The sequence below is a fragment of the Thioclava sp. IC9 genome (assembly GCF_002213225.1).
Lineage (GTDB): Bacteria > Pseudomonadota > Alphaproteobacteria > Rhodobacterales > Rhodobacteraceae > Thioclava > Thioclava nitratireducens.
Genome location: NZ_NBNX01000004.1, coordinates 44,095 through 67,664, shown reverse-complemented (window position 1 = coordinate 67,664; position 23,570 = coordinate 44,095). Strand labels below are relative to the sequence as shown.

Annotated in this window: 24 protein-coding genes; 17 read left to right on the top strand and 7 right to left on the bottom strand. The window is 63.9% G+C overall.

From position 1 onward, the window contains the following. Positions 1-19: 19 nt before the first annotated feature. Complete coding sequence (gene trxA / locus B6V76_RS11655) at positions 20-340, top strand: thioredoxin (RefSeq protein WP_075776673.1); 321 nt, start codon at positions 20-22, stop codon at positions 338-340. A 46-nt stretch (positions 341-386) separates the two neighbouring features. Here the strand turns inward: trxA and B6V76_RS11650 are convergent, their stop codons facing one another. Next, complete coding sequence (locus B6V76_RS11650) at positions 387-1,292, bottom strand: hypothetical protein (RefSeq protein WP_088727506.1); 906 nt, start codon at positions 1,290-1,292, stop codon at positions 387-389. A 93-nt stretch (positions 1,293-1,385) separates the two neighbouring features. Here B6V76_RS11650 and hslV point away from each other — a divergent pair, with 93 nt between their 5' ends. The 4 genes from hslV to B6V76_RS11630 are packed head-to-tail and all read left to right on the top strand — an operon-like array spanning position 1,386 to position 5,460. Then, positions 1,386-1,943, top strand: coding sequence for an ATP-dependent protease subunit HslV (hslV, locus tag B6V76_RS11645; protein WP_075776671.1), 558 nt, complete (start codon positions 1,386-1,388; stop codon positions 1,941-1,943). Beyond that, positions 1,936-2,997, top strand: coding sequence for a hypothetical protein (locus B6V76_RS11640; protein ID WP_088727505.1), 1,062 nt, complete (start codon positions 1,936-1,938; stop codon positions 2,995-2,997). Before hslV ends, B6V76_RS11640 begins: the two co-directional genes overlap by 8 nt. 3 nt (positions 2,998-3,000) lie before the next feature. After that, complete coding sequence (hslU, locus tag B6V76_RS11635) at positions 3,001-4,308, top strand: ATP-dependent protease ATPase subunit HslU (RefSeq protein ID WP_075776669.1); 1,308 nt, start codon at positions 3,001-3,003, stop codon at positions 4,306-4,308. 60 nt (positions 4,309-4,368) lie between these two features. Continuing rightward, positions 4,369-5,460 carry an alpha/beta fold hydrolase gene (locus tag B6V76_RS11630; RefSeq protein WP_088725333.1) on the top strand — a complete coding sequence of 364 codons (1,092 nt, stop codon included), beginning with the start codon at positions 4,369-4,371 and terminating at the stop codon, positions 5,458-5,460. Here B6V76_RS11630 and B6V76_RS11625 read toward each other — a convergent pair. Genes B6V76_RS11625 through B6V76_RS11615 form a run of 3 tightly spaced genes read right to left on the bottom strand, consistent with a single transcriptional unit; the run spans position 5,457 to position 7,596 of the window. Beyond that, entirely contained in the window at positions 5,457-6,050 is a 594-nt protein-coding gene (locus tag B6V76_RS11625; protein WP_075776667.1) for a Smr/MutS family protein, read from the bottom strand. The two genes, B6V76_RS11630 and B6V76_RS11625, sit on opposite strands and share 4 nt — an antisense overlap. Continuing rightward, positions 6,047-6,931 (bottom strand): MltA domain-containing protein, encoded by an 885-nt coding sequence (locus B6V76_RS11620; protein ID WP_240497851.1) that lies wholly within the window; start codon positions 6,929-6,931, stop codon positions 6,047-6,049. Before B6V76_RS11620 ends, B6V76_RS11625 begins: the two co-directional genes overlap by 4 nt. A gap of 5 nt (positions 6,932-6,936) precedes the next feature. Next, on the bottom strand, positions 6,937-7,596 hold the full coding sequence (locus B6V76_RS11615; RefSeq protein ID WP_075776665.1) for a Tim44/TimA family putative adaptor protein: 660 nt from the start codon (positions 7,594-7,596) through the stop codon (positions 6,937-6,939). Between the two features lie 118 nt (positions 7,597-7,714). Between B6V76_RS11615 and B6V76_RS11610 the strand changes: the two genes are divergently transcribed. From B6V76_RS11610 to B6V76_RS11590, 5 genes are all read left to right on the top strand, one after another. After that, complete coding sequence (locus tag B6V76_RS11610; RefSeq protein WP_075776664.1) at positions 7,715-8,239, top strand: FxsA family protein; 525 nt, start codon at positions 7,715-7,717, stop codon at positions 8,237-8,239. A gap of 59 nt (positions 8,240-8,298) precedes the next feature. Then, positions 8,299-8,811, top strand: a complete 513-nt coding sequence (gene secB, locus B6V76_RS11605) for a protein-export chaperone SecB (protein ID WP_075776663.1) — start codon at positions 8,299-8,301, stop codon at positions 8,809-8,811. Positions 8,812-8,949: 138 nt separating this feature from the next. After that, complete coding sequence (locus tag B6V76_RS11600; protein WP_075776662.1) at positions 8,950-9,474, top strand: NUDIX domain-containing protein; 525 nt, start codon at positions 8,950-8,952, stop codon at positions 9,472-9,474. Positions 9,475-9,587: 113 nt separating this feature from the next. Next, complete coding sequence (locus tag B6V76_RS11595; RefSeq protein WP_088727504.1) at positions 9,588-11,381, top strand: autotransporter assembly complex family protein; 1,794 nt, start codon at positions 9,588-9,590, stop codon at positions 11,379-11,381. Beyond that, a complete protein-coding gene (locus B6V76_RS11590; protein WP_088727503.1) occupies positions 11,381-14,995 on the top strand; it encodes a translocation/assembly module TamB domain-containing protein in 3,615 nt (1,204 codons plus the stop codon). Before B6V76_RS11595 ends, B6V76_RS11590 begins: the two co-directional genes overlap by 1 nt. A gap of 50 nt (positions 14,996-15,045) precedes the next feature. On the opposite strand, the gene B6V76_RS11585 is transcribed toward B6V76_RS11590, so the two are convergent. Next, positions 15,046-15,924, bottom strand: coding sequence for a YihY/virulence factor BrkB family protein (locus tag B6V76_RS11585; protein WP_075776660.1), 879 nt, complete (start codon positions 15,922-15,924; stop codon positions 15,046-15,048). A gap of 317 nt (positions 15,925-16,241) precedes the next feature. Here B6V76_RS11585 and B6V76_RS11580 point away from each other — a divergent pair, with 317 nt between their 5' ends. The 4 genes from B6V76_RS11580 (at position 16,242) to B6V76_RS11565 (ending at position 20,833) form a co-directional block, all read left to right on the top strand. After that, complete coding sequence (locus B6V76_RS11580) at positions 16,242-17,984, top strand: alkaline phosphatase PhoX (RefSeq protein WP_088727502.1); 1,743 nt, start codon at positions 16,242-16,244, stop codon at positions 17,982-17,984. 79 nt (positions 17,985-18,063) lie between these two features. Beyond that, positions 18,064-19,698, top strand: a complete 1,635-nt coding sequence (locus B6V76_RS11575) for a hypothetical protein (protein WP_088727501.1) — start codon at positions 18,064-18,066, stop codon at positions 19,696-19,698. A gap of 89 nt (positions 19,699-19,787) precedes the next feature. Beyond that, entirely contained in the window at positions 19,788-20,567 is a 780-nt protein-coding gene (locus B6V76_RS11570) for a MipA/OmpV family protein (protein ID WP_075776657.1), read from the top strand. Between the two features lie 35 nt (positions 20,568-20,602). Beyond that, positions 20,603-20,833, top strand: coding sequence for a CerR family C-terminal domain-containing protein (locus tag B6V76_RS11565; RefSeq protein ID WP_088727500.1), 231 nt, complete (start codon positions 20,603-20,605; stop codon positions 20,831-20,833). Positions 20,834-20,885: 52 nt separating this feature from the next. Here the strand turns inward: B6V76_RS11565 and B6V76_RS11560 are convergent, their stop codons facing one another. Then, positions 20,886-21,059 carry a DUF1328 domain-containing protein gene (locus B6V76_RS11560; protein WP_075776656.1) on the bottom strand — a complete coding sequence of 58 codons (174 nt, stop codon included), beginning with the start codon at positions 21,057-21,059 and terminating at the stop codon, positions 20,886-20,888. Positions 21,060-21,236: 177 nt separating this feature from the next. Between B6V76_RS11560 and B6V76_RS11555 the strand changes: the two genes are divergently transcribed. The 3 genes from B6V76_RS11555 (at position 21,237) to B6V76_RS11545 (ending at position 23,180) form a co-directional block, all read left to right on the top strand. After that, entirely contained in the window at positions 21,237-21,431 is a 195-nt protein-coding gene (locus tag B6V76_RS11555; RefSeq protein ID WP_088719999.1) for a PLD nuclease N-terminal domain-containing protein, read from the top strand. A 109-nt stretch (positions 21,432-21,540) separates the two neighbouring features. Continuing rightward, entirely contained in the window at positions 21,541-21,960 is a 420-nt protein-coding gene (locus B6V76_RS11550; protein ID WP_088720000.1) for a phage holin family protein, read from the top strand. After that, positions 21,957-23,180, top strand: coding sequence for a hypothetical protein (locus B6V76_RS11545; protein ID WP_088727499.1), 1,224 nt, complete (start codon positions 21,957-21,959; stop codon positions 23,178-23,180). The genes B6V76_RS11550 and B6V76_RS11545 overlap by 4 nt, the downstream gene beginning before the upstream one ends. A gap of 163 nt (positions 23,181-23,343) precedes the next feature. On the opposite strand, the gene B6V76_RS11540 is transcribed toward B6V76_RS11545, so the two are convergent. After that, the gene (locus tag B6V76_RS11540; RefSeq protein WP_075776653.1) at positions 23,344-23,541 is read right to left on the bottom strand and encodes a CsbD family protein; all 198 of its coding nucleotides are present in this window, start codon (positions 23,539-23,541) and stop codon (positions 23,344-23,346) included. Positions 23,542-23,570: the final 29 nt, after the last annotated feature.

The window sequence follows — 23,570 nt, the reverse complement described above, 5'->3', positions numbered from 1 at the left end:
CAATATTCAGGAGGCTGACATGGCTACCGTTGCTGTTACCGACGCCACTTTCGATCAGGAAGTGCGTAAGTCCGACGTTCCCGTCGTGGTGGATTTCTGGGCTGAATGGTGCGGCCCCTGCCGCATGATCGGCCCGTCGCTCGAAGAGATTGCCGAGGAAATGTCCGGCAAGATCAAGGTCGTGAAAGTGAACGTCGACGAGAACCCCGACAGCCCGGCGACGCTGGGTGTTCGCGGCATCCCCGCCCTGTTCCTGTTCAAGGATGGCGAGGTCGTCTCGAACAAGATCGGCGCAGCCCCGAAAGCGGCGCTGCAAAGCTGGATCAACGAATCGATCTGATCTGCGGACAGGTTTGACGGAAAAGGGCGCCCTCGGGCGCCTTTTTTCATATCGGCCAGCCGAAATGGCGCAGCCTTGCGCGGAGGCGGTCCTCGAATTCGGGGCGGCCTGCGTTGAGCGATTGGAGTTGCAGGAACCAGTAGAGGTAGCGCGCCACCGGCGGCGTCTCGCGCAGTTTCTCGAAAGCGGTCTCGATCCCGTCGCGCGGCACCGATCCGGCGATGTGGTGGAAATCCGACAGGCCGAACAGGATCGCCGGTTTGCGCAGGAAGAACCCCTCCAGCGCGAGCGCGCTGTTTTGTGTGGCGACGAAGCGGCAGTGGCGGAGCAGTTCGCGGGAACCGCCGGACTGGAAGCGAAAGCGTGGGTGACGGGCCGCGATCGCCTCCAGCGCCTCGATTTCGCGCGCTGTGTAATCCTCGTTCGGGTGCAGCGTGGCCACGACCGGGCCGGAATGACGGGCCAGCACCTCCTCGATCATCTGCACCGGGCTCACCGACTGGAACGAGCGGTGGTCCAGCAGTCGCCCTTGCAGCGGAATGAAGGCCAGATCCTCCTCATCGGACGGTTTTACGCCGGGATAGAGCCTGTTTCGCGTGGAAAAGAAGAATTGCGCGGCGGCGTCTCCATCCACCTCATCGGCATCGAACGCCGCCTGAGCGACCGGCCAATCCCACCGCTCCGCCTCCGCCTCGACATGCCAGAACGCCCCCACATAGGTCCGTCGGCAGGTCAGCGCCCGCGCATCGGTCGGCGGCTCCATCCGGTAAAGCGCATAGCCTTCGCGGGCAGGGGCCGCCGCGCGCGCCTCGGGGCCGGTCCGATGCAGGCTAACGGTCCAATCCGCCGCCTCCACCGCCCCGATCAGCCGCTTGAAGAAATTGTGTTCGCCAGCCCGGACCTGCTCCAGAATCCAGTCATCGAGATAGATCGAAAGGTGCTGCGCGCTCATGCGGTGACGCTAGCCGCAGGCTCCCGCACCGGCAAGCGGGGTTGCAGCCCCGGCCTGCGGGTTACATATCTTTGGCGCAAACGGAGGACTATTATGGCCGAAGAGAAATTCCCGGGCTGGCACGGCACGACGATCATCGGCATCCGCAAGGGTGGTAAAGTGGTGGTCGCGGGCGACGGGCAGGTCAGCCTTGGCCAGACCGTCATCAAGGGCTCGGCGCGCAAGGTGCGCCGCCTGAGCCCCGGCGGTCACGACATCGTCGCGGGCTTCGCAGGCTCGACCGCGGATGCGTTCACCCTGCTGGAGCGGCTCGAGAAGAAGCTCGAGGCTTCGCCCGGTCAACTGATGCGCGGCTGCGTTGAACTCGCGAAGGATTGGCGCACGGACAAATATCTGCGCAATCTCGAAGCGATGCTGATCGTGACCGATGGCAAGGATCTTTACGTCCTGACCGGCGCGGGTGATGTGCTGGAGCCGGAACACGGCATCGCCGCGATCGGCTCGGGCGGCAACTTCGCCCTCGCCGCGGCCCGTGGGCTGATGGAAACCGATCTCGACGCCGAGGCGGTGGCCCGCAAGGCGATGGAGATCGCCTCCGATATCTGCGTCTACACCAATGGCAACCTGACGGTGGAGAGCATCGGTGGCTGAGCTGACGCGCGACGATCTGCGTGCGGCGGTCGCGGCTGGCCATATCAGCGAGGCGCAGGCCGCCTCGGTGATGGCGCTGGCGAGCAACCGCCTCGCCGGTCGCGCGGCCCTTCCCGCAGAGGACGAACCCTTCGAGCTGTTCAAAGGCTTTGCCGAAATCTTCGTGACCGTCGGCCTCGGCATCCTGATCTTCGGGTCGTTCGGCTTCCTCCTCTTCGCGGGCGGCAAGCTGGGTTACGCGATGCTGATCCCGTTGATTGCGTTGCTGGGGGAATATTTCACCCGCAAGCGCCGGATGGTGCTGCCCTCGATCCTGCTGACGCTCACGCTGGGCGGGGCGGTGCTGGCGAGCTTCCTCGGGATTCCAATCCTCGGGATGCGCTTTGTCACCCAAGACCCGAACTTCGATCTCGCACTGGTCGCGACCGCCGTGGCGCTGATCGCGTGGTTCCTACGCTACCGGGTGCCGTTCTCGATGTTTCTTGTGGGGCTTTGCGGGCTGGGCCTGCTGCTGTCCTTCGCGAAGGGCTTCGACCCCGAGGCGCCGATCTCAAAAACGGTCGACCTGTTCGATCTGTCCAACGGCTCGGCGCTGTCGCTGGCGATGCTGGTCTTCGGGCTCTTGGCGCTCGCAGGTGGCATCTGGTTCGACATGCGCGACCCGCATCGGCTGGGTCGGCAATCGGCCTCGGGCTTCTGGCTGCACGTTCTGGCAGCCCCCGCGCTGGTCAACACGCTCGCGCTGACCTTCTACAAGATGGGGCCGGGGACGGGCTATGTGCTGCTGCTCGCCACGCTGGTCGTGTTCGCCGCGTTGGCGCTGATCATCGACCGGCGCTCCTTCTTCACGGCCGGGATCGGCTACATGATCTTTCTCAGCTTCTATGCCTTCGGCAATGCCACCGATCCGCGCAGCTGGTGGATCACGCTGATCCTGATCGGCCTCTTTCTCACCGCGCTCGGCTCGTTCTGGACCGAGCTGCGCACGCGCCTGATGCGCGCGCTTCCCAATTTCCCCGGCAAGCATCGCCTGCCGCCCTATGCCACGGAGTAATCCATGACCGATCTGACCCCCCGCGAAATCGTCTCGGAACTCGACCGTTTCATCATCGGCCAGAAAGACGCCAAGCGCGCCGTCGCCGTTGCGCTGCGCAACCGTTGGCGCCGTCAGCAACTGCCCGACGATCTGCGCGAAGAGGTCTATCCGAAGAACATCCTGATGATCGGCCCGACCGGTGTCGGCAAGACCGAGATCTCGCGCCGTCTGGCGAAACTGGCCCGCGCGCCGTTCCTGAAGGTCGAAGCGACGAAGTTCACCGAAGTGGGCTATGTCGGCCGTGACGTGGAGCAGATCATCCGCGACCTGGCCGATGTCGCGATGGTGCAGACCCGCGAATATATGCGCGAAGAGGTGAAGGCGAAGGCGCATCAAGCCGCCGAGGATCGCGTGATCGCCGCGCTTGCCGGCACCGATGCGCGCGAGAGCACCCGCGAGATGTTCCGCAAGAAGCTGCGCGACGGCGAGCTCGACGACAAGATCATCGAGCTGGACGTGGCCGATCAGTCCGGCGGGATGCCGCTCGGGATGATGGGCGGTCAGCCGGGCATGGAGCAGCAGATGCAGGGGCTTCAGGACCTGTTCAAAGCCTTCGGCGGCAACCGCACCACGCGGCGCAAGATGACCGTCTCGGAAAGCTACGAGGTGCTGATCTCGGAAGAGGCCGACAAGCTTCTGGACGACGAGACGGTGAAGACCGCGGCACTCGAAGCCGTTCAGCATTCCGGCATGGTCTTCATCGACGAGATCGACAAGGTCACGGCGCGCTCGGATGCGCGCGGGGCCGACGTCTCGCGCGAAGGCGTGCAGCGCGACCTGCTGCCGCTGATCGAAGGGACGACCGTTTCGACCAAGCTCGGCCCGGTGAAGACCGACCATATCCTGTTCATCGCCTCGGGCGCGTTCCATATCGCAAAGCCGTCCGACCTGCTGCCTGAATTGCAGGGTCGTCTGCCGATCCGCGTGGAGTTGCAGGCGCTGACCGAGCAGGACTTCACGCGCATCCTGTCGGAGACCGACAACGCGCTGACCCGGCAGTATCAGGCGCTGATGAAGACCGAAGAGGTCGAGGTCGCCTTCACGGAGGACGGTATCGCGGCGCTCGCCCGGATCGCGGCAGAGGTCAATCGCTCGGTCGAGAATATCGGCGCCAGAAGGCTCTATACCGTCATGGAACGCGTGTTCGAGGAGCTGTCCTTCACCGCGCCCGACCGTGGCGGACAAAGCGTCACCGTCGACGCGGGTTTCGTCGAGAAAGAGCTCGGCGATCTGACCCGCGACACCGATCTGAGCCGCTACGTCCTCTAGGGCACTGGCACCCCGCGCGCGCTCTGGTATCCTCCTGCGGGATGATGCAAGGCACGGGCGATGGCGCGGTTTCTGATCGTAATCTTGATGCTGAGCTTGGCCGCCTGCGCACCGCGCGGGCGGCTTGCCTATCTCGATCACCCGGTCGCCGATGCGCGGTCTATTTTCGTGGGCTCGACACGGGCGCCTGACCCGCAGACCGGCCAGCCCTTCGGCACCGCGCGAAGTCAGCATCTGCGGCTCGCGCGGTTCGATGTCGCCACACCGCCGGATCGCAAGGTGGCCGAAATTTCTTATCCGTTGACCGACACTGCGCCGGTCGATCCCCATAAGCAGTTCCTCGTCTCGCAATCCGAGATCGACATGCCTCGATCCGCCTTCCAGTCGGAGCTGCGCACGGCGCTGCGCAAACATGACGGACAGGCGGTGCTGTTCGTCCACGGTTTCAACAACTCCTTCGCCGAAGGCCTGTACCGGATGGCGCAGATGGGCGCGGATTTCGATCTGCCCGGCGTGATGGTGCATTACTCCTGGCCGTCGCGGGCGAATGTGCTGGGCTATGCCTACGACCGGGACTCGGTGCTCTTCGCGCGCGACGGGCTGGAGGAATTGATCGACGATCTGAACGCGGCGGGGGCGAAACGCATCCTGATCGTGGCGCATTCTCTGGGCTCGGAATTGGTGATGGAGGTGCTGCGTCAGGAGGCGATTGCGCATAAACAGGGTCGATTTTCGACGATTTCCGGGGTGGTCCTGATCTCGCCCGACATTGCGGTGGATGTGTTCAAGACGCAGGCCGACGCGATCGGCACGTTGCCGACGCCGTTCATAATCTTCACCTCCTCGAAGGACAGAGCGCTGCAGCTGTCGGCGCGGCTGACGGGTAAGCGTGACCGGCTTGGCAATCTAGAAGATGTCTCCCGCATCGCACGCTACAGGGTGACGGTGATCAACGTCTCGGCCTTCAATACCGGGGACGGCCATTTCAACGTCGTCACGTCGCCCGCGCTGATCCGGCTGCTCGACAGCGCGCAGCAGGTGGCGCAGGTGCTCGAGGTGGAACAGCTGGGGCGCACGGGGCTGGGCGATGCGGTGGTGCTGACGGTCGAGAACACGACGCAGATCATCCTCGCGCCGATTTCGGGCGGTTAGCGCATTCGCCGCAGATAGACGTAATAGGCACCCGCGCCGCCATGTTTCAGATGCGCCTCGCTGATCTGCATGACAGCGGGCGCGAGCGGCATCATCCGCAGCCAGTGCGGCACCTGATGGCGCAAAACGCCGACGCGCCGCGGGATCGGGCCGTCATCGTCGCCCCGCTTGCCCTTGCCCGTGATCACAAGCACCAGCCGCTTGCCGTGGCTTTGCGAATTCAGGATGAAGCGGATCAGTTCGGGATGCGCTTCGGCCAGAGTCAGCCCGTGCAGGTCGAGCACCCCTTCGGGTTTCAGCTTGCCGCGGGTCATCGCCTTATGCGCCTTGCGGTCCATCGTGACCGGTTGGCGCGCAAGATGCTCGCCCGGCTCCGGGGCCAGATCGTGACGGCTGGACGAAGGCTTTGCGTGCTGACCCAGCTCGAAGCTGCGTAGACCTTCGGCCTTCGGTTTCGGCTTGGGTTTGGGCGCAAGAAAAGACTCTAATTCGGCTCGATCGGCCTTTTTGGGGCGGTAATTCTCGGTGGTCGCCGCCACGCGATCCCAAAGCGCGCGCTCCTCGGGGCTGAGTTTGCGTTTGCGGCTCATGCGCGCCTCCGCAAGCCGATCATCCGGCCCTTGGTGTTGATCGCGCCTGCGATGCGCCCGGCATCCGCGCCGGTGCCGATGAAGAGATCACCGCGTCCCGCGCCCTTGATCGCAGAGCCCACATCCTGCGCCACCATCAACCGCTGCCCGAAGCCGGGGCAGTCGATCCAGACCGGGCTGCCCAGCGGCACGACCTCGGGGTCCACGGCGAGGCTGCGTCCTGCGCTCACCGGACGCCCCATCGCGCCCAGGGGGCCGGTATCGCCCGGGACATCCAGCACCCGGAAGAACACGAAAGACGGATTGTGGTTCAGCAGCTCCTGCAACTGATCGGGGTTCTCGGCGGCCCAGCGTCGGATGAACTCGGGCGTCATCTCCTGGGCCGGGGCCGCGCCGCGCGCGATCAGCTCCTTGCCGATAGAGCGGTAGGGATGCCCGTTCTTGCCGTCGAAGCCCAGCCGCAGGCTGTCGCCATCCGCAAACCGCACCCGCAGCGAGCCTTGCACCTGCGCGAGATAGGCCTCGATCGGGCTCTCGAGCCAGACCAGCTCGCGCCCCGCCAGCAGATCGCCCGCGGCGATCTCGGCGCGGGTGTACCAAGGCGAATTAGACCCTATTTCAGCCGGTTTCGCATAAAGCGGCCAGGCGAAGCGGGCGGATTTCTCGCGCGCGCCGGGCAGTTCGGGTTCGTAATACCCAGTGAAATGGGCAGCGCCCTCTGGCGCTATTTCATAGGGGGCGAAATAGGTCTCGAAAGCGGCTCGGGCGTCGTCCAGCCCGGCGGTGTCCATCCCGTATAGATCGGCCGTAACGCAAAACGCCGCCCAAGCGGCGGCGTGATCGTCCCGGGCCCAGCCGGGAATATCTTCGAAGGACAGCACTAGCCTCAGCCGCCCGTGGCGACGAGCTGCCAGTTCGGGTCTTTCGCACCCATCTTGCGTGCGAATGTCCAGATGTCGCGCTGTTTGCGCGGCGTCTTGGGATCGCCCTCGACGACCTCACCCGAGGCATCGCGCGCCACCGAAATGATTTCTGCGCCGAAGCGCACGGTCACCTCTGCCTCGTTCGTGGAATGGTCGAAATCGGCATTGCTCAGCACCAGTTCGCGCAGGCCGAGGAATTCCGCCTGAACGTCGAGGCCCTTCTCCTTGCGCGCTTCCACGGCACCTTCGAAGGCCTCGTAGACTTCGGGCGACAGGAAGGGGCGCACCTTTTCCAGATCGCCGGTCTCGAAGGCCATCAGGATCATCTCATAGGCGCCACGTGCGCCTTGCAGGAACTGCGACACCGAGAAGCTGGGCTCGACGCGCTTCATCGCGGCCAGCGCCACGGCGGAGGTCGAGCCTTCGGGAACATGATCGATGATGTCGTGATCCGGCCCGCCCTCGATCACGTCGAAGTCACGCTTCGGTGCGGGCGTCGCGGGCGTTTCCGGCGCGACCGGCTTTTCATAGCCTTCACGGGTCCCGAGCACGCTTTTCAGCTTGAAAATCAGGAAGATCGCAATCGCCGCGAGGACGATAAGCTGAATGACGGCACCGGACATCGAGACCCCTGTGTTTGGCTTCGTGTTTGTTTCTAGGTCAATCGCTACTTATGTAAGGCGTCAACCAGTTCAAGTCCACCGGCGCAGCTTGCCGGAAGACGCGATAAAAGAGGATGCCATGTGGATCTTTCTGGCCTTTGTGGCCGTGCCGCTGATCGAGATCGGTCTGTTCATTCAAGTGGGCGGGCTGATCGGCCTTTGGCCGACGCTGGGGATCGTGTTGCTGACCGCGATCGTCGGTACGTCGCTGGTGCGTCGGGAAGGCGCGCGGGCGCTCGACGATCTGCGCAGCTCGCTCAATGAATTGCGCGATCCTTCGCGGCCGCTGGCGCATGGTGCGATGATTCTCGTTGCCGGGGTGCTGCTGCTGACGCCGGGCTTCTTCACCGATACGGTCGGTATCCTGCTGCTGATCCCTGGCATTCGCGACGCGCTGATGAAGGCCGTGGGCAGCCGGGTGAAGGTGCAGCGCTTCGAGATGGGCGGCGCCTACCGGTCAAACCAGTACGACCCCCGCCGAGATGCGCCGCGCCGTCCGCGCGATCCGGAGATCCTCGACGCTGACGAGGTCGAGGAAATGACCCATCGCGACCACCCGAACGGCAAGCCCTCCGACGGGCCGTCCGGCTGGACGCGTCATTGAGAATTGAGGCTTCTCCCAGCCGGTGCTAAACCTCGCACAATTAATTTTGGGAGAGGTCGATGACTGACGAAGCAAATGGCGAGACCAACGGCGCCGCGGATCCGCAGCAAGAGCAACAAGGGCTCCGCATGAACATCCTCGCGCAATTTACGCGCGACCTGTCATTCGAGAACAATGTCGCCACCAAGGGCGTGCAAACCAGCGACATCCAGCCCGAGATGCAGGTGCAGGTTTCGCTCGACGCCAAGAAGCGCAGCGTCGAGAACCAGTACGAGGTGATCACCAAGTTCAAGATCACGGCGAACAACAAATCCGACGGGGCGACGCTTTACCTGCTCGAGCTTGATTACGGCGGCATTTTCCACGTCGAGGGCGTGCCGGAAGATCAGTTGCATCCCTTCCTGCTGATCGAATGCCCGCGCCAGCTGTTCCCCTTCGTGCGCCGGATCGTCTCGGACGTGACGCGCGATGGTGGCTTCCCGCCCTTCAACCTCGAGATCGTCGATTTCGTCGCGCTTTATCGCAACGAACTGGCGCGCCGTCAGCAGACCGAGGCGCCAACGACGGCCTGATCCGTCAAGCAGGCTTGGGGCGCGGCATCGTGCCTCAGGGACAAGCTGACGCCGTGACTCTGTCCGGTCACGGCTCCATTTTGCACTGCGTGACCCGCCTGCAAGCCGGGCGGGATCACCGGATGCAAAAGAGGACTCATGGGCCAGATTCAGGCATGGATCGGGGGCGCGCTCGCCCCCGTCGACGCGATGGACGCACATCGCGAGGGGCTCCGCCACCGGGCGGTCTCCATTTTTGTCATGGATGGCGAAAAGCTTCTTCTGCAGAAGCGCTCGACGCATTGCCTGCAAGCCCCCGGTCTCTGGTCGAATACCTGCTGCAGCCATCCCGATTGGGGGGAGCGCCCCGAAACCTGCGCGCGGCGGCGGCTGCGCGAGGAATTGGGCATCGATGGGCTCTATCCCGCTCATGCAGATCGTATCGAATACCGCATGGATATCGGGGACGGCCTGATCGAGCACGAGGTGACCGACATCTACATCGCCTATGCGCAGCGTGGCCTTACCGTGACCCCCGATCCAGAGCTTGTCTCGGAGACTCGCTGGCTAAGCCTTTACGATCTCGGTGCGGAGGTGAAACGCTATCCCGAGCGGTTCTCGCGCTGGCTGCGGTTCTACATGCAAGAACATGTCTCCCGCATTCTGCCCGCACTGATCTGCTGAGCGGCGGGGATTTCTGCCGATCACCTTCAGATGCTACGCGGAATTCCGCGCTTGCCCTAGCTTTCACTTCGCTTACCTGTAACTCTGCTTCCGATTGGGCGGGGGCATGAGTAATGGGACCGAAGACCATCCGAGTATTTCATCTGAGCGTGGCGGCGCTTGCGATCCTCGCGACCCCGGCACTCGCATATTCATTGAAGTTCAATACTCCCGGCGCATCCGACGATCTGCGCAACACGATCCAGGGCGCGTCGCTTCTGGCGCAATCCGCAGACGACAAGAGCAAGGACGCGCAGGACGTGCTTGCCGAGGCGCGGGCCGACTACAACCGTATCGTTTCGGCGCTGTTCGGCGAGGGGCGCTATTCCGGCACCGTGTCGATCAAGCTTGACGGGCGCGAGGCGGCCTCGATCCCGCCGCTCGATGCGCCTTCGACGGTGAACAACGTCGTCGTAACCGTGACGCCCGGCCCCGAATTCACCTTCTCGCGCGCCGATATCGCGCCGGTCGCGCCGAAAACCGATCTGCCCGAGGGCTACAAGGTCGGCAAGGTCGCGAAATCGGGCGTGATCGTCGATGCCGCGAGCGCCGCCACGACCGGCTGGCGCGATGCGGGTCACGCGAAGGCCGAAGTCTCCTATCAGAACATCGTCGCGGATCACCGTGCCAATCAGTTGGCCTCCGATGTGCGCCTGGCTCCGGGGCCGCTGGTAACCTTCGGCCGGCTCGAGACCTCCGGCAACAAGCGCCTGCGCACGAAACGCCTGCGCGAGATAGCGGGCTTCCCCAAGGGCGAGGTCTATGATCCGAAGAAGCTCGATCAGGTCCAGTCGCGGCTGCAGCGCACCGGGATTTTCTCCTCTGTCGCGATTACCGAGGCGAAGACGCTCAACCCCGATGACAGTCTCGACGTGAATCTCGCCGTGGTCGAGCAGAAGAAGCGCAAGATCGGCCTCGGCGCGGAACTCAGCTCCAGCGACGGGCTCGGCCTCAACGGCTACTGGCTGCATCGAAACCTCTTCGGCGGCGGCGAGCGCTTTCGCGTGGATGCGGGCATTTCGGGCATCGGCGGCGCGACGGGCGGCACGGATTACTCGATCGGCGCGCGGATCGACCGCCCGGCCACCTTCAACCCGGAAACCAGCGCCTACATCACCACCGAGATCAGCCAGAAGAACGAAGAGGATTACACCGAGAACGCCTTCGATATCGGATTCGGTCTGACACGGATATTCAACGACAAGCTGACTGGCGACGTCTCGATCAATTACGGCTGGTCCAAGGTGACCGACGATTCCGGCGAGACCTATTTCCGGCAGGTCTATCTGCCGACAAAACTCACCTGGGACGATCGCGACAACGCGCTCGACCCGACCAAAGGCTATTACATTCAGGCCGGGGTGACGCCTTTCGTGGGGATCGGAGGCGATACCGGCACCGGGGTACAGGTCACGGGCGATCTGCGCGCCTATAAGGGCTTCGGGCAGAACGATCGCTTCGTGTTGGCGGGCCGCGTGCAACTGGGCGGCGTCTACGGCTCGAACCTCGAGAACACCCCGCGCGACTACCTTTTCTACTCGGGCGGCGGCGGCACCGTGCGCGGCCAGCCCTACCAGTCGCTCGGCGTTGAAGTGCTCGAAGGCGGTACGCTGAAAACCGGCGGCACCGAATTCGTGGGTTTCCAGGGTGAAGCGCGCATCGGCATCACCGACAAGATTGGCGCGGTCGCCTTCTATGACTACGGCTATGTCGCAGGCGGCGGGCAATCGGGCTCGCAGGCAGGCGCAGGTCTCGGCCTGCGCTACAAGACGGGCATCGGCCCGATCCGTCTCGACGTCGGCTTCCCGGTCTCGGGCGGCACCGGATCGGGGGCGCAACTCTATATCGGTATTGGGCAGGCCTTCTGATGAAACGTTTCGCCATCCTTCTCGCTTTCTGCCTGACGCCTCTGATGGCTGCGGCGCAGGACAACTCGCCGCAAGCTGCGGACGGGGCAGGGGCCGCGACAGAACAGCAGACGCAGCGCGACCGCTCTTACCTGACGGGGCTGATCGAGGATAACCTCTCGGGCGCCGGGCGCACCGTGCGGCTCGACGGGTTTTCGGGCGCGCTGAGTTCGCGCGCGACCTTCGATCAGTTGACGATTTCCGACAAGGATGGCGCATGGATCACGATCAAGGATGGCGCGATCCAATGGAACCGCTCGGCGCTGCTGACCGGCAAGATCGAGATCGATGAGCTCTCCGCCGCCGAGATCGACCTGCCACGCCTGCCGACATCCCAGAGCAGTTCGACCGCCCCCAGCCCGGAGGCCAAGCCCTTCCAGCTTCCCGACCTCCCGGTCTCGGTGAAGATCGGCAAGATCGACGCGCAGAAGGTGATCCTCGGCGAGCCAATCCTCGGGCAGGAGGCGACGGTGAAAGTCACCGGGTCGATGTCGCTCGCAGGCGGCGAAGGCAAGGCGAAGCTCGATATCACCCGGATCGACACCAAGAAGGGCAAATTCTCCCTCACCGCGTCTTACGACAACGGCACCCGCGATCTAGGCCTCGATCTGCTGGTGGATGAGGGCAAGAACGGGATCATCGTCCAGAAGATCGGCCTGCCGGGCAATCCGGCGATGACGCTTGCAGTGTCCGGAAGCGGGCCGCTCGACGATTTCACCTCCGACATCGTGCTGAGCACCGATGGCCAGCAGCGTCTGGCGGGGCAGGTCTCCATAGGCAGCAAAACGCCCGACGGCGCTCCGGCGGGCAGTCCGCCGGTCACGACATTCTCCGTCGCGCTGGGCGGCGATATCCGCCCGCTTCTGCCACCCGATTACCACGAGTTCTTCGGCAACGAGGTTGCGCTGGTCGCGGATGGCACCCGCACGGCTTCGGGGCAGACCACGCTCAACACGCTCGATCTTAAATCGCGCGCGCTGCAGCTGAACGGCTCGGCGCAGATCGGCGCGACCAACATGCCGGTGAAATTCGACCTGAAGGCTGACCTCGGACTGGGCAACGGGCAGGAAGTGCTGCTTCCGATCTCTGGGCCGAAAACCTACGTGCAATCGGGCAAGCTGGACCTCGGCTATGACAAGGCAGAGGGCGACGGCTGGAAACTCTCGGGCCGCCTGAACCAGCTGCGCCGCGAAGATGGCACAAAGATGCTGACCGCGAATCTCTCGGGCTCGGGCCGTATCCGACAGGCCTCGCCACCCTCGGTCGGTGGCACGGTTCTGCTGGGAATCAACGGGCTGGAGCTTTCCGACCCGAAGCTGAGCGCGGCGGCAGGCAGCGCCGTAACCCTGCGCACCGTGTTCTCGTGGCAGCAGGACAAGCCTCTGCGCTTGTCGCAACTGGCGCTGAAAGGCACCGGTTACAGCCTGAATTCGAACCTGACGATCGACAATATCAGCGAAGGTATCACCGTCGAGGGCGCGGCGCAGATCGACCATTCCAACCTCGCGATGCTGTCCGATCTGGCGGGGCGCAAGCTCGGCGGTTCGGCGCGGATGACGGTCGCGGGGAAATACACCGTCCTCAGCGGCGCCTTCGACGCCAATCTCAACCTCGTCGGTCAGGACGTCTCGATCGACCAGCCGCAGGCGGATCGTGCGCTGGCGGGTCGGTCGGAGATCGCGATCTCGGCCAAGCGCGACGAGACCGGGGTGACGCTGGATTCGCTTAACGTGCAGACGCGGGCGGGCACGCTTCAGGCACAGGGCACGCTGGCCAGCCAGGACGGCAAGCTGACTGCCACGCTCGACACCAACGATCTTTCGGTGCTGGGCGGCGGCTATCGCGGCGCGCTGGCGGCCGATGCGACGGTGACGCTGAACGGCGAGCGCTACGGGGTGACGCTGAAGGGCACCGGCAAATCCCTCGCGATCGGGCAGCCCGAGGCCGACAAGCTTCTGGCCGGCACCACCAATCTCGACCTGCAGGCGAGCTACGCCAACGGCTCGGTCGAGGTGCAAAGCCTCAAACTGAGCAACCCGCAGCTCGACGTCTCGGCGAAAGGGACGGCGGGCGAGAGGTCGCGCAAGATCGACCTGAACGCACGTCTGGCGAATGCAGCCCTGTTCGCGCCGGGCTTTCCGGGGCCGGTGACGGTGTCGGGCACGGTGGTCGATGACGGCAGCGGCTATCAGCTGAACCTTTCGGGCACCGGCCCGGGTGGCACCGATGCGAAAGTCTCCGGCCGCGTGGCGTCGAATTTCGGCGATGCCGATCTTTCGATAACCGGACAGGCACAGACCGCGCTCGCCAACAGCTTTATCGAGCCGCGCTCGGTGCAGGGCCCGCTCAGCTTCGATCTGCGGCTGAACGGCAAGCCGGGGCTGTCGGCGCTGTCGGGCACGGTCTCGGCGAATGGCACGAAGGTCGTTGCTCCGAACCTCGGGATGGTGCTGGAGGATGTGAATACCCAGGTGCAGCTGTCGAACGGCGCCGCGCAGCTCGGTTTGACCGGGCGGCTCGGCACGGGCGGGCAGATCACGGTCAACGGGCCGATTAACCTGTCGGCGCCCTACAACGGCAACCTGACGATCCGTTTCGACCGCGCGCGGTTGAAGGATCCGGAGCTTTACGACACGCGCGCGTCGGGCACGATCACGATGGACGGGCCGCTTGCGGGCGGTGCGAAGATCGCCGGGCGCATCACGCTGAGCGATACCGAATTGCGGGTGCCGTCTTCGGGCGTCGGCGGCGGCGCCTCGGTCCCCGCCGGGATCGAGCATGTCGGCGAAAGCGGCGCGGTGCGCCAGACGCTCAAGCGCGCCAACCTGCTGAACAACGGCCAGAGCGATGCGAGCGGCGGCGCCAAGGCTTCGGGCCCGTCCTATCCGCTCGACGTCACCATTGCCTCGGAGCGCGGCATCTTCGTGCGCGGCCGCGGTCTGGATGCGGAACTTGGCGGCTCGCTGCGGGTCTCCGGCACCACGTCGAACGTGATCCCGATCGGGCAGTTCTCGCTCGTGCGCGGACGGCTCGACATTCTCGGGCAACGCTTCACGCTCGATCAGGGCCGGATCGCGCTGCAGGGCGCGCTGGTGCCCTATATCGACTTCACCGCGACCACGACGCAAAACGACTACACGATCTCGATCAACATTCAGGGCCAGGCGAACGAGCCGAAGGTGACCTTCACCTCCTCTCCGGAGCTGCCGCAGGATGAGGTTTTGGCACGGCTTATCTTCGGACGCTCGATCGACAATCTCTCGCCTCTGCAGGCGGCGCAACTGGCCTCGGCGGTCGCGACGCTCGCCGGCAAAGGTGGCGAGGGGATCATCGGCAAGCTGCGGAAGAATTTCGGGCTGGACGATTTCGACGTCTCGACCGATGCGCAGGGCAATACCCAGCTCAAGGTCGGGAAATACCTGTCGGACAATATTTATACCGATGTCACGGTGGGCGGCGACGGCACCTCGCAGATCAACCTGAATCTCGATGTCACCAAAAGCCTCACCGCGCGCGGCACCGTCGGCTCCGACGGCAAGAGCGGGATCGGCCTCTATTTCGAGAAGAACTACTGAGCGATAAGTTTCGCTTCATTTCCGCCCCGGGACATAAGTGAAACCCATGACTACTCGCCCCCGGGCTCGGCGTCGCCTTCGATCGCGTCGCGCAATTTTTCCTGCGTGCGGCGCTTGCGGAAGGCGGCGAGTTCGGCGTTCAGCGCAGCCCCCATCAGCACCGAAAAGGCGCTCAGATAGAGCCAGATGAGCAAGGCGATCACCGCCCCGATCGAGCCGTAGATCTTGTTGTAATTGCCGAAATTCGACAGGTAGAAGGTCAGCCCGATCGAACTCAGCCCCCAGAGCGCCGTCGCCAACACCGCGCCGAGCGTCAGGATCGGATCGCGCTTGCCCACCGTATTGGGACCGTAGCGATAGAGGATGCCAAGCGCTGTGAGCATCAGCAAAAGCATCGCCGCCCAGGGCAAGCCCGAGAGCAGGATCTTTGAATATTCGTGGAACGGCAGGAAATTGATGACGATGGGCACGACTACGACCGTTGCCATCGCGGCCAGCATCACGCCGACAAGCGCGATCGTCATCAGGTAGCCCATGATGAAGCTCCAGATCGTCGCGCGGGGCCGCGTGCCGTGAATTACGTTGAGCGAAAGCACCAAAGCCGCGACGCCCGCGCGGGCGGAGAACAGGGTCACGGCGGCCGAGAGCACGACGCCCAATCCGATTGATGCACGCGGCCCGATCAGCCAACTCTGGATCTGCTCGTTGAGCAGCCCATAGGCTTCGGGCGGTATGAAATCGTCGGCCACGTTTAGATAGGTGCGGATTACCGTCGGATCGGCAAAGGCGCTCCACAATGCGATCGTTGCGGAGATGCCGGGGAAGATCGCGAGCATGGAATAGAAGGCGACCCCCGCCGAGACGAGGGTGATATTCGACTCGAAAAGCCGCCCGAACAGGCTGACCGCGAATTTCGCCGTTTCTCTCACGCGCCACTCCTCGTTTCACCCACCATCGCGCAAGCCCCGCGTGATCGCAACGCGCGGCCCGCGCTTTGCTGAAAGCTGTTGCGCCACAGGCGCTTGGCGTCGGGCGGGCGGGGCATGCCTAGGGCGAGGGGGAGGCGAAATGCGGAAAACAGGCTGGAATAGGGTCTGTTTTGGAGCAGGGGCCGCCGGTGCTGCTGGCGCCCCGCGCGCCCCCGGCGAATGGCGGCGCGCCCGTTCACGCAAACGCGACATTGTCACAAAAGGGAATCACTTCGCCGTTAGGAGCGTCGTGAACGCAACTAGCCAAGGGATCAGCCATGTCGCTTCGCACCACCCTCCTCCAAGCCACCGCAATTGCCGTGCTGCCGCTCGCGGCGCATGCCGGCGATATCTCCTTCTCGTCCGTTCCTTTCGCCACGGACGACGCGGCCAAGCGTGAGGCGATCGCCTCCGACACGGTCACCGTCAACGGCAAGGACTACAAGATCGGCTATCACGTGATGGCGCGCTCGGGCGACAAGATCGGTGACAACACCTTCGCGCTGCTGACCGACAAGGACGGCAAGCCGGTCAAGTCGGCCGACGGCTCCGAGCACATCTCCGAATCCGCCGATTTCACCTCGCTCATCCGTCAGGGCGACAAGCTCTACTCGGTGACGCATTTCGAGTCGCGCCCCGGTGCGATGTATCTCAGCGAAGTCAGCCAGGATGCCGATGGCAACCTGAAGCTGGTCTCCACCAAGCCGATCGACTTCTCTGAATATCACGGTCTCTGGGTGCCCTGCGCGGGTTCGGTGACGCCGTGGGAGACGCATCTGGGTTCGGAAGAATACCCGGCCGATGCACGCGCGATCGAAGCGGCGACCTCGCTCGACGAAATCGACGACTACGACTTCCCGATGGTGCGCTATGCGGGCGTGAACCCCGAGGGCATGTCGCTCGAGCAGTTCCGCGACGCCTACAAGCCCTATCGCTACGGCTATCCGACCGAGATCACCGTCTCGGAAGACGGGTCGGCCAAGGCCGACAAGCATTTCGCAATGGGCCGCGTGGCTGTCGAGCTGGCCTATGTCATGCCCGACCAGAAAACCGCCTACATCTCGGATGACGGCACCAATGTCGGCCTGTTCCGCTTTGAAGCCGACAAGGCAGGCGACCTGAGCGCCGGTACGCTCTACGCGGCCAAGTGGAACCAGACCTCGGATCAGGATGGCGGCGCTGCCGATCTGGAATGGGTCGATCTGGGCCATGCCGACGATGCGACGATCCAGAAGGCGATCGAAGCCGGCACCCGGTTCTCGGACCTCTTCGAGACCGCCGAAATCGGTGAGGACGGCTCTTGCCCGGCGGGCTTCTCGGCCGGGAACGCCGAAGGCAATGCCGAGTGCCTGAAGGTCAAGGACGGTATGGATGCGATCGCCTCGCGTCTGGAAACCCGTCGCTACGCCTCGATGAAGGGCGCCACGACCGAGTTCCGGAAGATGGAAGGCATCACCTACGACTCCGACAAGCACCAGATGTACCTCTCGATGTCCTCGGTCGAGAAAGGCATGGAAGATGGCGCTAAGCAGGACATGGGCGGGATGAACGCGATCCGCCTGCCGCAGAACAAGTGCGGCACGGTCTACGCGCTGTCGCTCGACGACAACTACGACGCGACGAAAATCTCGGGCTTCATCTCGGGCATGCCGAAGAAGACCGAGAACAACAGCTGCGATATCGACGGCATCGCGAACCCGGACAACATCACCTACATGCCGGGCTACAACACGCTGATCATCGGTGAGGACACCGGCTCGGGCCACCAGAACGACGTGATCTGGGCAATGAACACCGACACCAAGGAGCTTACCCGCATCCTGTCGACGCCCTACGGTTCGGAAACCACCTCCACCTACTGGTACCCGAACGTCAACGGCCACGGCTACCTGATGGCGGTGATCCAGCACCCCTACGGCGAGAGCGACGAAGACAAGCTGACCGACCCGGCGCAGGCTCGTGCCTATGTCGGCTATGTCGGCCCGTTCCCGCAAATGGATGACACCGTGAAGACCCAGTAACGGGCGCTCGCGAGACACTTCTGGCGAGGCCCGGCGGCAACCCGGGCCTCGCCTTTCTTTCAAGACTGAGGACTGACGGATGCTGCGGATTTCGATACTGGCGCTGTTGAGCATGACCACGATGGCGGGGGCGGTCGATCTGAAGACCACGGTGCTGGGCAATCCGACAGCCTATATTCCTCCGCAATGCTATACCAAGACGGAAGACAAGGCGGGCGCGGTGCATAACCCGTGCCAGACCTGTCACACCTATCCCCGCCATCCGAATTACGTGCGCGATGCCGATCTGCAGACCGAATATGCGTTTCCGGGCCCGGCGCTAGAGAACCCGTGGCGCAACCTCTTCGTAGATCGCCGCGCCGAGTTGGCCGCGACGAACAGCGCGGAAATCCGCGCCTATGTGCGGCAGGACAATTACCACGATGCGGCGGGCGGGATCGCCCTGGCCGCCAAGCTCGCCGATCCGCCCGCGGATTGGGACGTGAATGGCAACGGGGCGTGGGACGGCTATATCCCCGACGTGCAATTCGCCTTCGACGACGAGGGCTTTGACCGCAGGCCCGACGGTAGCCTGACCGGCTGGCGCGCCTTCGCCTATCAGCCGCTGCCCGGCACGTTCTGGCCGACCAACGGCTCGACAGACGACGTGATGATCCGTCTGCCGGAGGTGTTCCGTCAGAATGCCGACGGGGTCGAGGATATTGCCACCTACAAGACCAACCTCGCGATCGTGCAGGCGCTCATCACCCGTGCCGATGTCGCGATCGAGCCGACAGATGAGGCCGCGATGGGCGTCGATCTGGACCGCGACGGTAAGATGGGGCAGGCGGAGGTGGTGAAATTCGCCTTCGCGCCGCTCGACGGGATCACGATGCATTGGGCGGGGCGCGCGGGCGTGGACGGCGCCGAGCTTGCCGCCGGGCTTTACCCGGAGGGCACCGAATTCGTGCATTCCGTGCGCTATATCGACCCGACCCTCGAGGGCATCCAGATGGCCGCGCGGCTGAAAGAGCTCCGCTACATGGTCAAGACTGATTGGGAAACCTATGCCGATCTGGAAGAGACCGCGTTGGCCGAGCTGAAGGAAGACAACGCCTTTCCGGATCGCACCAAGCAGTTCTTCGGCAGTTCCGAAACCGGCGTGCCCAACACGTTCGGCTGGCGGCTGCAGGGTTTCATCGAGGATGCGACGGGCGATCTGCGCCCGCAGAGCTTCGAGGAGACCGTGTTCTGCGTCGGCTGTCACGGCACGCTGGGCGTGAACGACGACTCCACCTTCGCCTTCGCCCGCAAGCTGGGCAAGGAGTCCTATCGCGGCGGCTGGTATCACTGGACGCAGAAGGGACTCGCGGGCACCCCCGACCGAACGCGCGCCGACGGCAGCGGCGATTACGCCCATTACCTGAAGAGCAACAGGGCAGGGGACGAGTTCCGCGCCAATGCCGAAGTGATCGAGGCGTGGCTGAAAGCAGGCAAGCTGCCGCCCGAGAAAGAGGCGGCGCTGGCCGAGGATATCGCCCCGCTGATCCTGCCTTCGCCGGAGCGTGCCGATGCGCTGAACGCAGCCTACCGGATGATCGTGCGTGACCAGAGTTTCACCCAAGGCCGCGATGCGACCATCGCCCCGGTCGACGGCACGGTCTGGCGTGAACTGGAGCAGGATCAGCCGACAGGCATCGAGGAAATCGCCCAGCCGTGGTATAAGCGCCGCTAATCGGCAGCAATCTGCGCCGGCCGATTGCGTTTTTCGCCGTCAATTGGCAGTGTTCGCACAAATCGGGACATTTTTTCGGGAGCGCCACCATGGCAAAAGTCATCCGCCAACTTTCCGCAAGCGCCGCCATTGCGGTCGCTGCTGTCTGCACCGCCGCGAGCGCGCAGGCAGAAAGTGGCGTGACCTTCACCATCGGTGCGGGCGCGCGCTATGCGCCGTCCTATTTCGGCGCGGATCACTACGACACCAAGCCCACCGCGAAGGTGAAGCTCAACAGCTTCACGCTGCAGGGGATGCGGTTCGGCTCGGACGATCCGAATTACGAAAAGCTGGGCCCGAACGTGCATGGCTCCTTCCGGCTCGTCGGCGGGCGCAATTCCAGCGATTATTCCGAAATCGCGGGTCTCGACGATGTCGACACCTCGCTCGAACTGGGTCTCGGGCTTGGCTACCAGGCGCCGCAATGGGGCGCTTTCGCGGATATGCGCTACGGCGTGGTCGGGCATAACGCCGTCGTCGCGGAAATCGGCGCCGATTGGAAGCCGATCAAGACCGACAATTTCAAGCTGAGCATCGGCCCGCGCATCTTCTATGGCTCCGGGCTCTACAACCGCACCTATTTCGGCATCAGCCCGTCGGAATCGACGGCGAGCGGTCTGGCAGCCTATTCGCCGGATGGCGGCCTCGTATCGACCGGTCTGGAACTGTCGGCGACCTATCAGCTCGGCAATAATTGGGCGGTGGAAGGCAAGCTGAACTACGACCGCCTGCAGGGCGATGCGGCGAACAGCCCGATCGTGCAGCAGGGCTCGCGCGAACAGAGTTCGGTCTCGTTGATGCTGACCCGTCGGGTGACGTTCCCGTTCTGATCGGGTCCCTTCTGATCCACGTGAAGCCAAGCCGCATGGGTCGCCCGTGCGGCTTGCTTTTTCGGGGCCTCGCTGACGCGGCGCTCAGGGTTTTTGCGATGAGCGGTCAGGTCCTCTATTTCCGGCTCGGCGCGGAAATCGTGCGCCGAAAGACGGGCTGGACGGAGATCGGCGAATCGGAAACCGCGCAGATATCCCGCGTCATCGCCGACAATCTCGACGCGATGCTGGCGCAGGCGCGCGCGAGCGCGGCGCGCGGCGCATGAAAAAGGCCGCCCCCGGTGGGAGCGGCCTGAAATATTCCTAGCGTCTTCGCACTTACACCGGCGGTTTGCCTTTTACCGCACGGGCGACCATGGCCACCACGAACAGGATCAGGAAAACCACGAAGAGGATCTGTGCGATCCCGGCAGATGCGCCTGCGATGCCGCCAAAACCGAGCGCTGCGGCAATCAGCGCAATAACGAGAAAAGTCAGAGCCCAACCAAGCATGGGTATTCTCCTTCGGATGTTGCGTACATTAGCGCTGAGTGCTGCGCCTTCATGGCATCCAAACGTGCGCATTTCACGAAAGTTCCATTACCCTGGGTCAGTGATTCCGAGGAACATCCAACGCTTTCCGGCGTTTGGGGCGCGATTCATGAGCTCACGAAAAAGGGAGATGGCGACATGGAAATGAATATGACTGGCCTCGGTGGCTTTTGGGGTATCGTCCTACTGGCACTCGATATCTGGGCGCTCGTTTCGATCATCGGGTCGAATTCCAGCACCGGGAAGAAAGTGCTCTGGGCGCTTCTTGTCTTCTTCCTGCCTCTGATCGGTTTCCTGATCTGGCTGGTGGCCGGGCCGCGCGCTTCGAAATGACGAAATCGGGGGTGGTGGAGGCAGCGGCCGTCACGGAACCGCATTCCGCAACCCGCGTTGGAACCACAGAAATCGCGGCGAGAAGTCGCGACATGTTTGGGAGAGGTCGATGAATTACCACGATACCGAGAATTCTGACGGCCACGAAGGCCGCGGGACGGTGAGCGATTTGCTGAACCGCGTGATCGAGCAAACGCGCGAGATCGCACGGACCGAAGCGGAATTGGTGCGCGCTGAAGCGGCCCACCGGGCTGGTCTGGCACGCAATGCCGCGATTCTCGGTGGGGTCGCCCTGGTTTTCGCCCTCGGCGCGATCTTCCCCCTGACGCAATCCGCCATCTACGGGCTGGAATGGGCCGGCCTCGATCGGGGCCCCGCGACGCTGATCGTCGGCGCGGTGCTACTGATCCTCGCCATCCTCGCGGCGCTGATCGCCGCGTCGAAGCTGCGCAAAGTGTCGAGCCCGCCCACCCGTCTCAAGGAAAACCTGTCTGCTGACGCGCAGGCGCTAAAGGAGAGCTTCAAATGACCGAGAAGAGAACCATTCAGGACATCGAGAACCGACTGCGCCAAGACCGCGCCGATCTCGCATCGACGCTCGGCGATCTGACCGCGCGTATCGCGCCGGATTACCTCTCCGAGCAGGTGTCGCAGGCCGTGCGCGATTACGCCGCGCCTGCCGCCCGCAGCGCCGAACAGGCCGTGCGCAAGAATCCGGTGGCCTTCGCCCTCGCCGGCGCCGGTATCGCATGGTTCCTGCTGCGCCAGCGCAACTCGGAGAGCATCGAGGAAGAAGATCTGGTGGCCGATGCCGATCCGCTCGTGATGCCGAGCGACGCGGGTGCCGACGGCTGGATCGACGAGATCGACACGCTGCGCCATGACGCCTCGGTCCGTCTCGAAGATCTCGAAGCCGAGCAGCGCAGCTCGACCGACAAGGCGCGCGACTTCGTCAAGGAGCGCTCCGAGGTGATGCAGAAATTCGCGAGCGACCTGCGCAATACGCTGTCCTCGGGTCTGAGCGACCTCAACGAGGACGCGCGCGATCGCGTGGTGCGGGCCCGCGAAAGAGCCTATTCCGCCCGGATTCGCCTGCACGACGGGGCGACCCATGCCGGGTCGACCAGCAAGCAGATGGTCAAGGATCACCCGCTGATCGCTGCCGCCATCGGCTTCGCCGTCGGGGCCGCGATCTTCAACGCGGTGCCCAAGCCGGACGTCAATGTCAGCCGCCGCAGCTTCGGGCCGCGCGCCAACCGCCTGTTCAACGAGGCAGAGCGTCTGTACCGCGACGAGAAGCGTCGTGCGGGCAAGGTGGCCGACCAGTTCACCGATGAACTGAAGCGGACCGCCCGCTCGGTGATGAGCTCGGCCGGTGACGAGGCGCGCAGCGCCGCACGCGATTTCGGCGATCAGGCGATGGCTGCCGGAGAGCAGCTGATCGACCGCCTCTCGCGCCAGTTGGCGGAGGAAGCCAATCGCGCGCTGCGCGATGTCGGTCAGTCGCTGCAGAAAGGCGAAGACGAGGTCCGCGCCGGGGCCCAAGAAGCCAAGGATGCCGCGCGGGCAAAAGCCGAGGATGTGGCGTCCAAGGCCGAGGCGAAGACCCACGAAGCGGCCGAGAAGGTGAAGGCGAACCATTCTTCGTCCTCTTCGTCGAGCACCTCGTCGACTGGTTCCGGCTCGTCCGGCGCCGGCTCGACCGGCGGGGGCAGCGCGTCGTCGTCAAGTTCGAAGGCCACCCACTGAACGGTTGGGCAGTATGCAGAAAGGCCGGGCATCGCGCCCGGCCTTTTTCTTTGCGCGGTTATCGGTGGGGATGCGAGACCGACACCCAAAAGAAAACCGGCGCCGCGATCTCTACGGCGCCGGTTTGCATGTTTTACGCTGAAACAGGGTCTGTTTCTGAAGATCAGATCGAGCTGGACCAGGTGTCGACTTCGCGCTCGGCGTCTTCCTTGGTCTTACCGTATTTCTTCTGGATCAGGCCGACCATCTGCTCGCGATGACCTGCGGCCTCCTGAAGTTCGTCGTCGGTCAATTCGCCCCAGTTCTCGCGGGCCTTGCCCTTCATTTCGTTCCAGTTGCCTTTTATTTGATCCCAATTCATGGCGTCGCTCCTTTCAAGATGAAGACGCG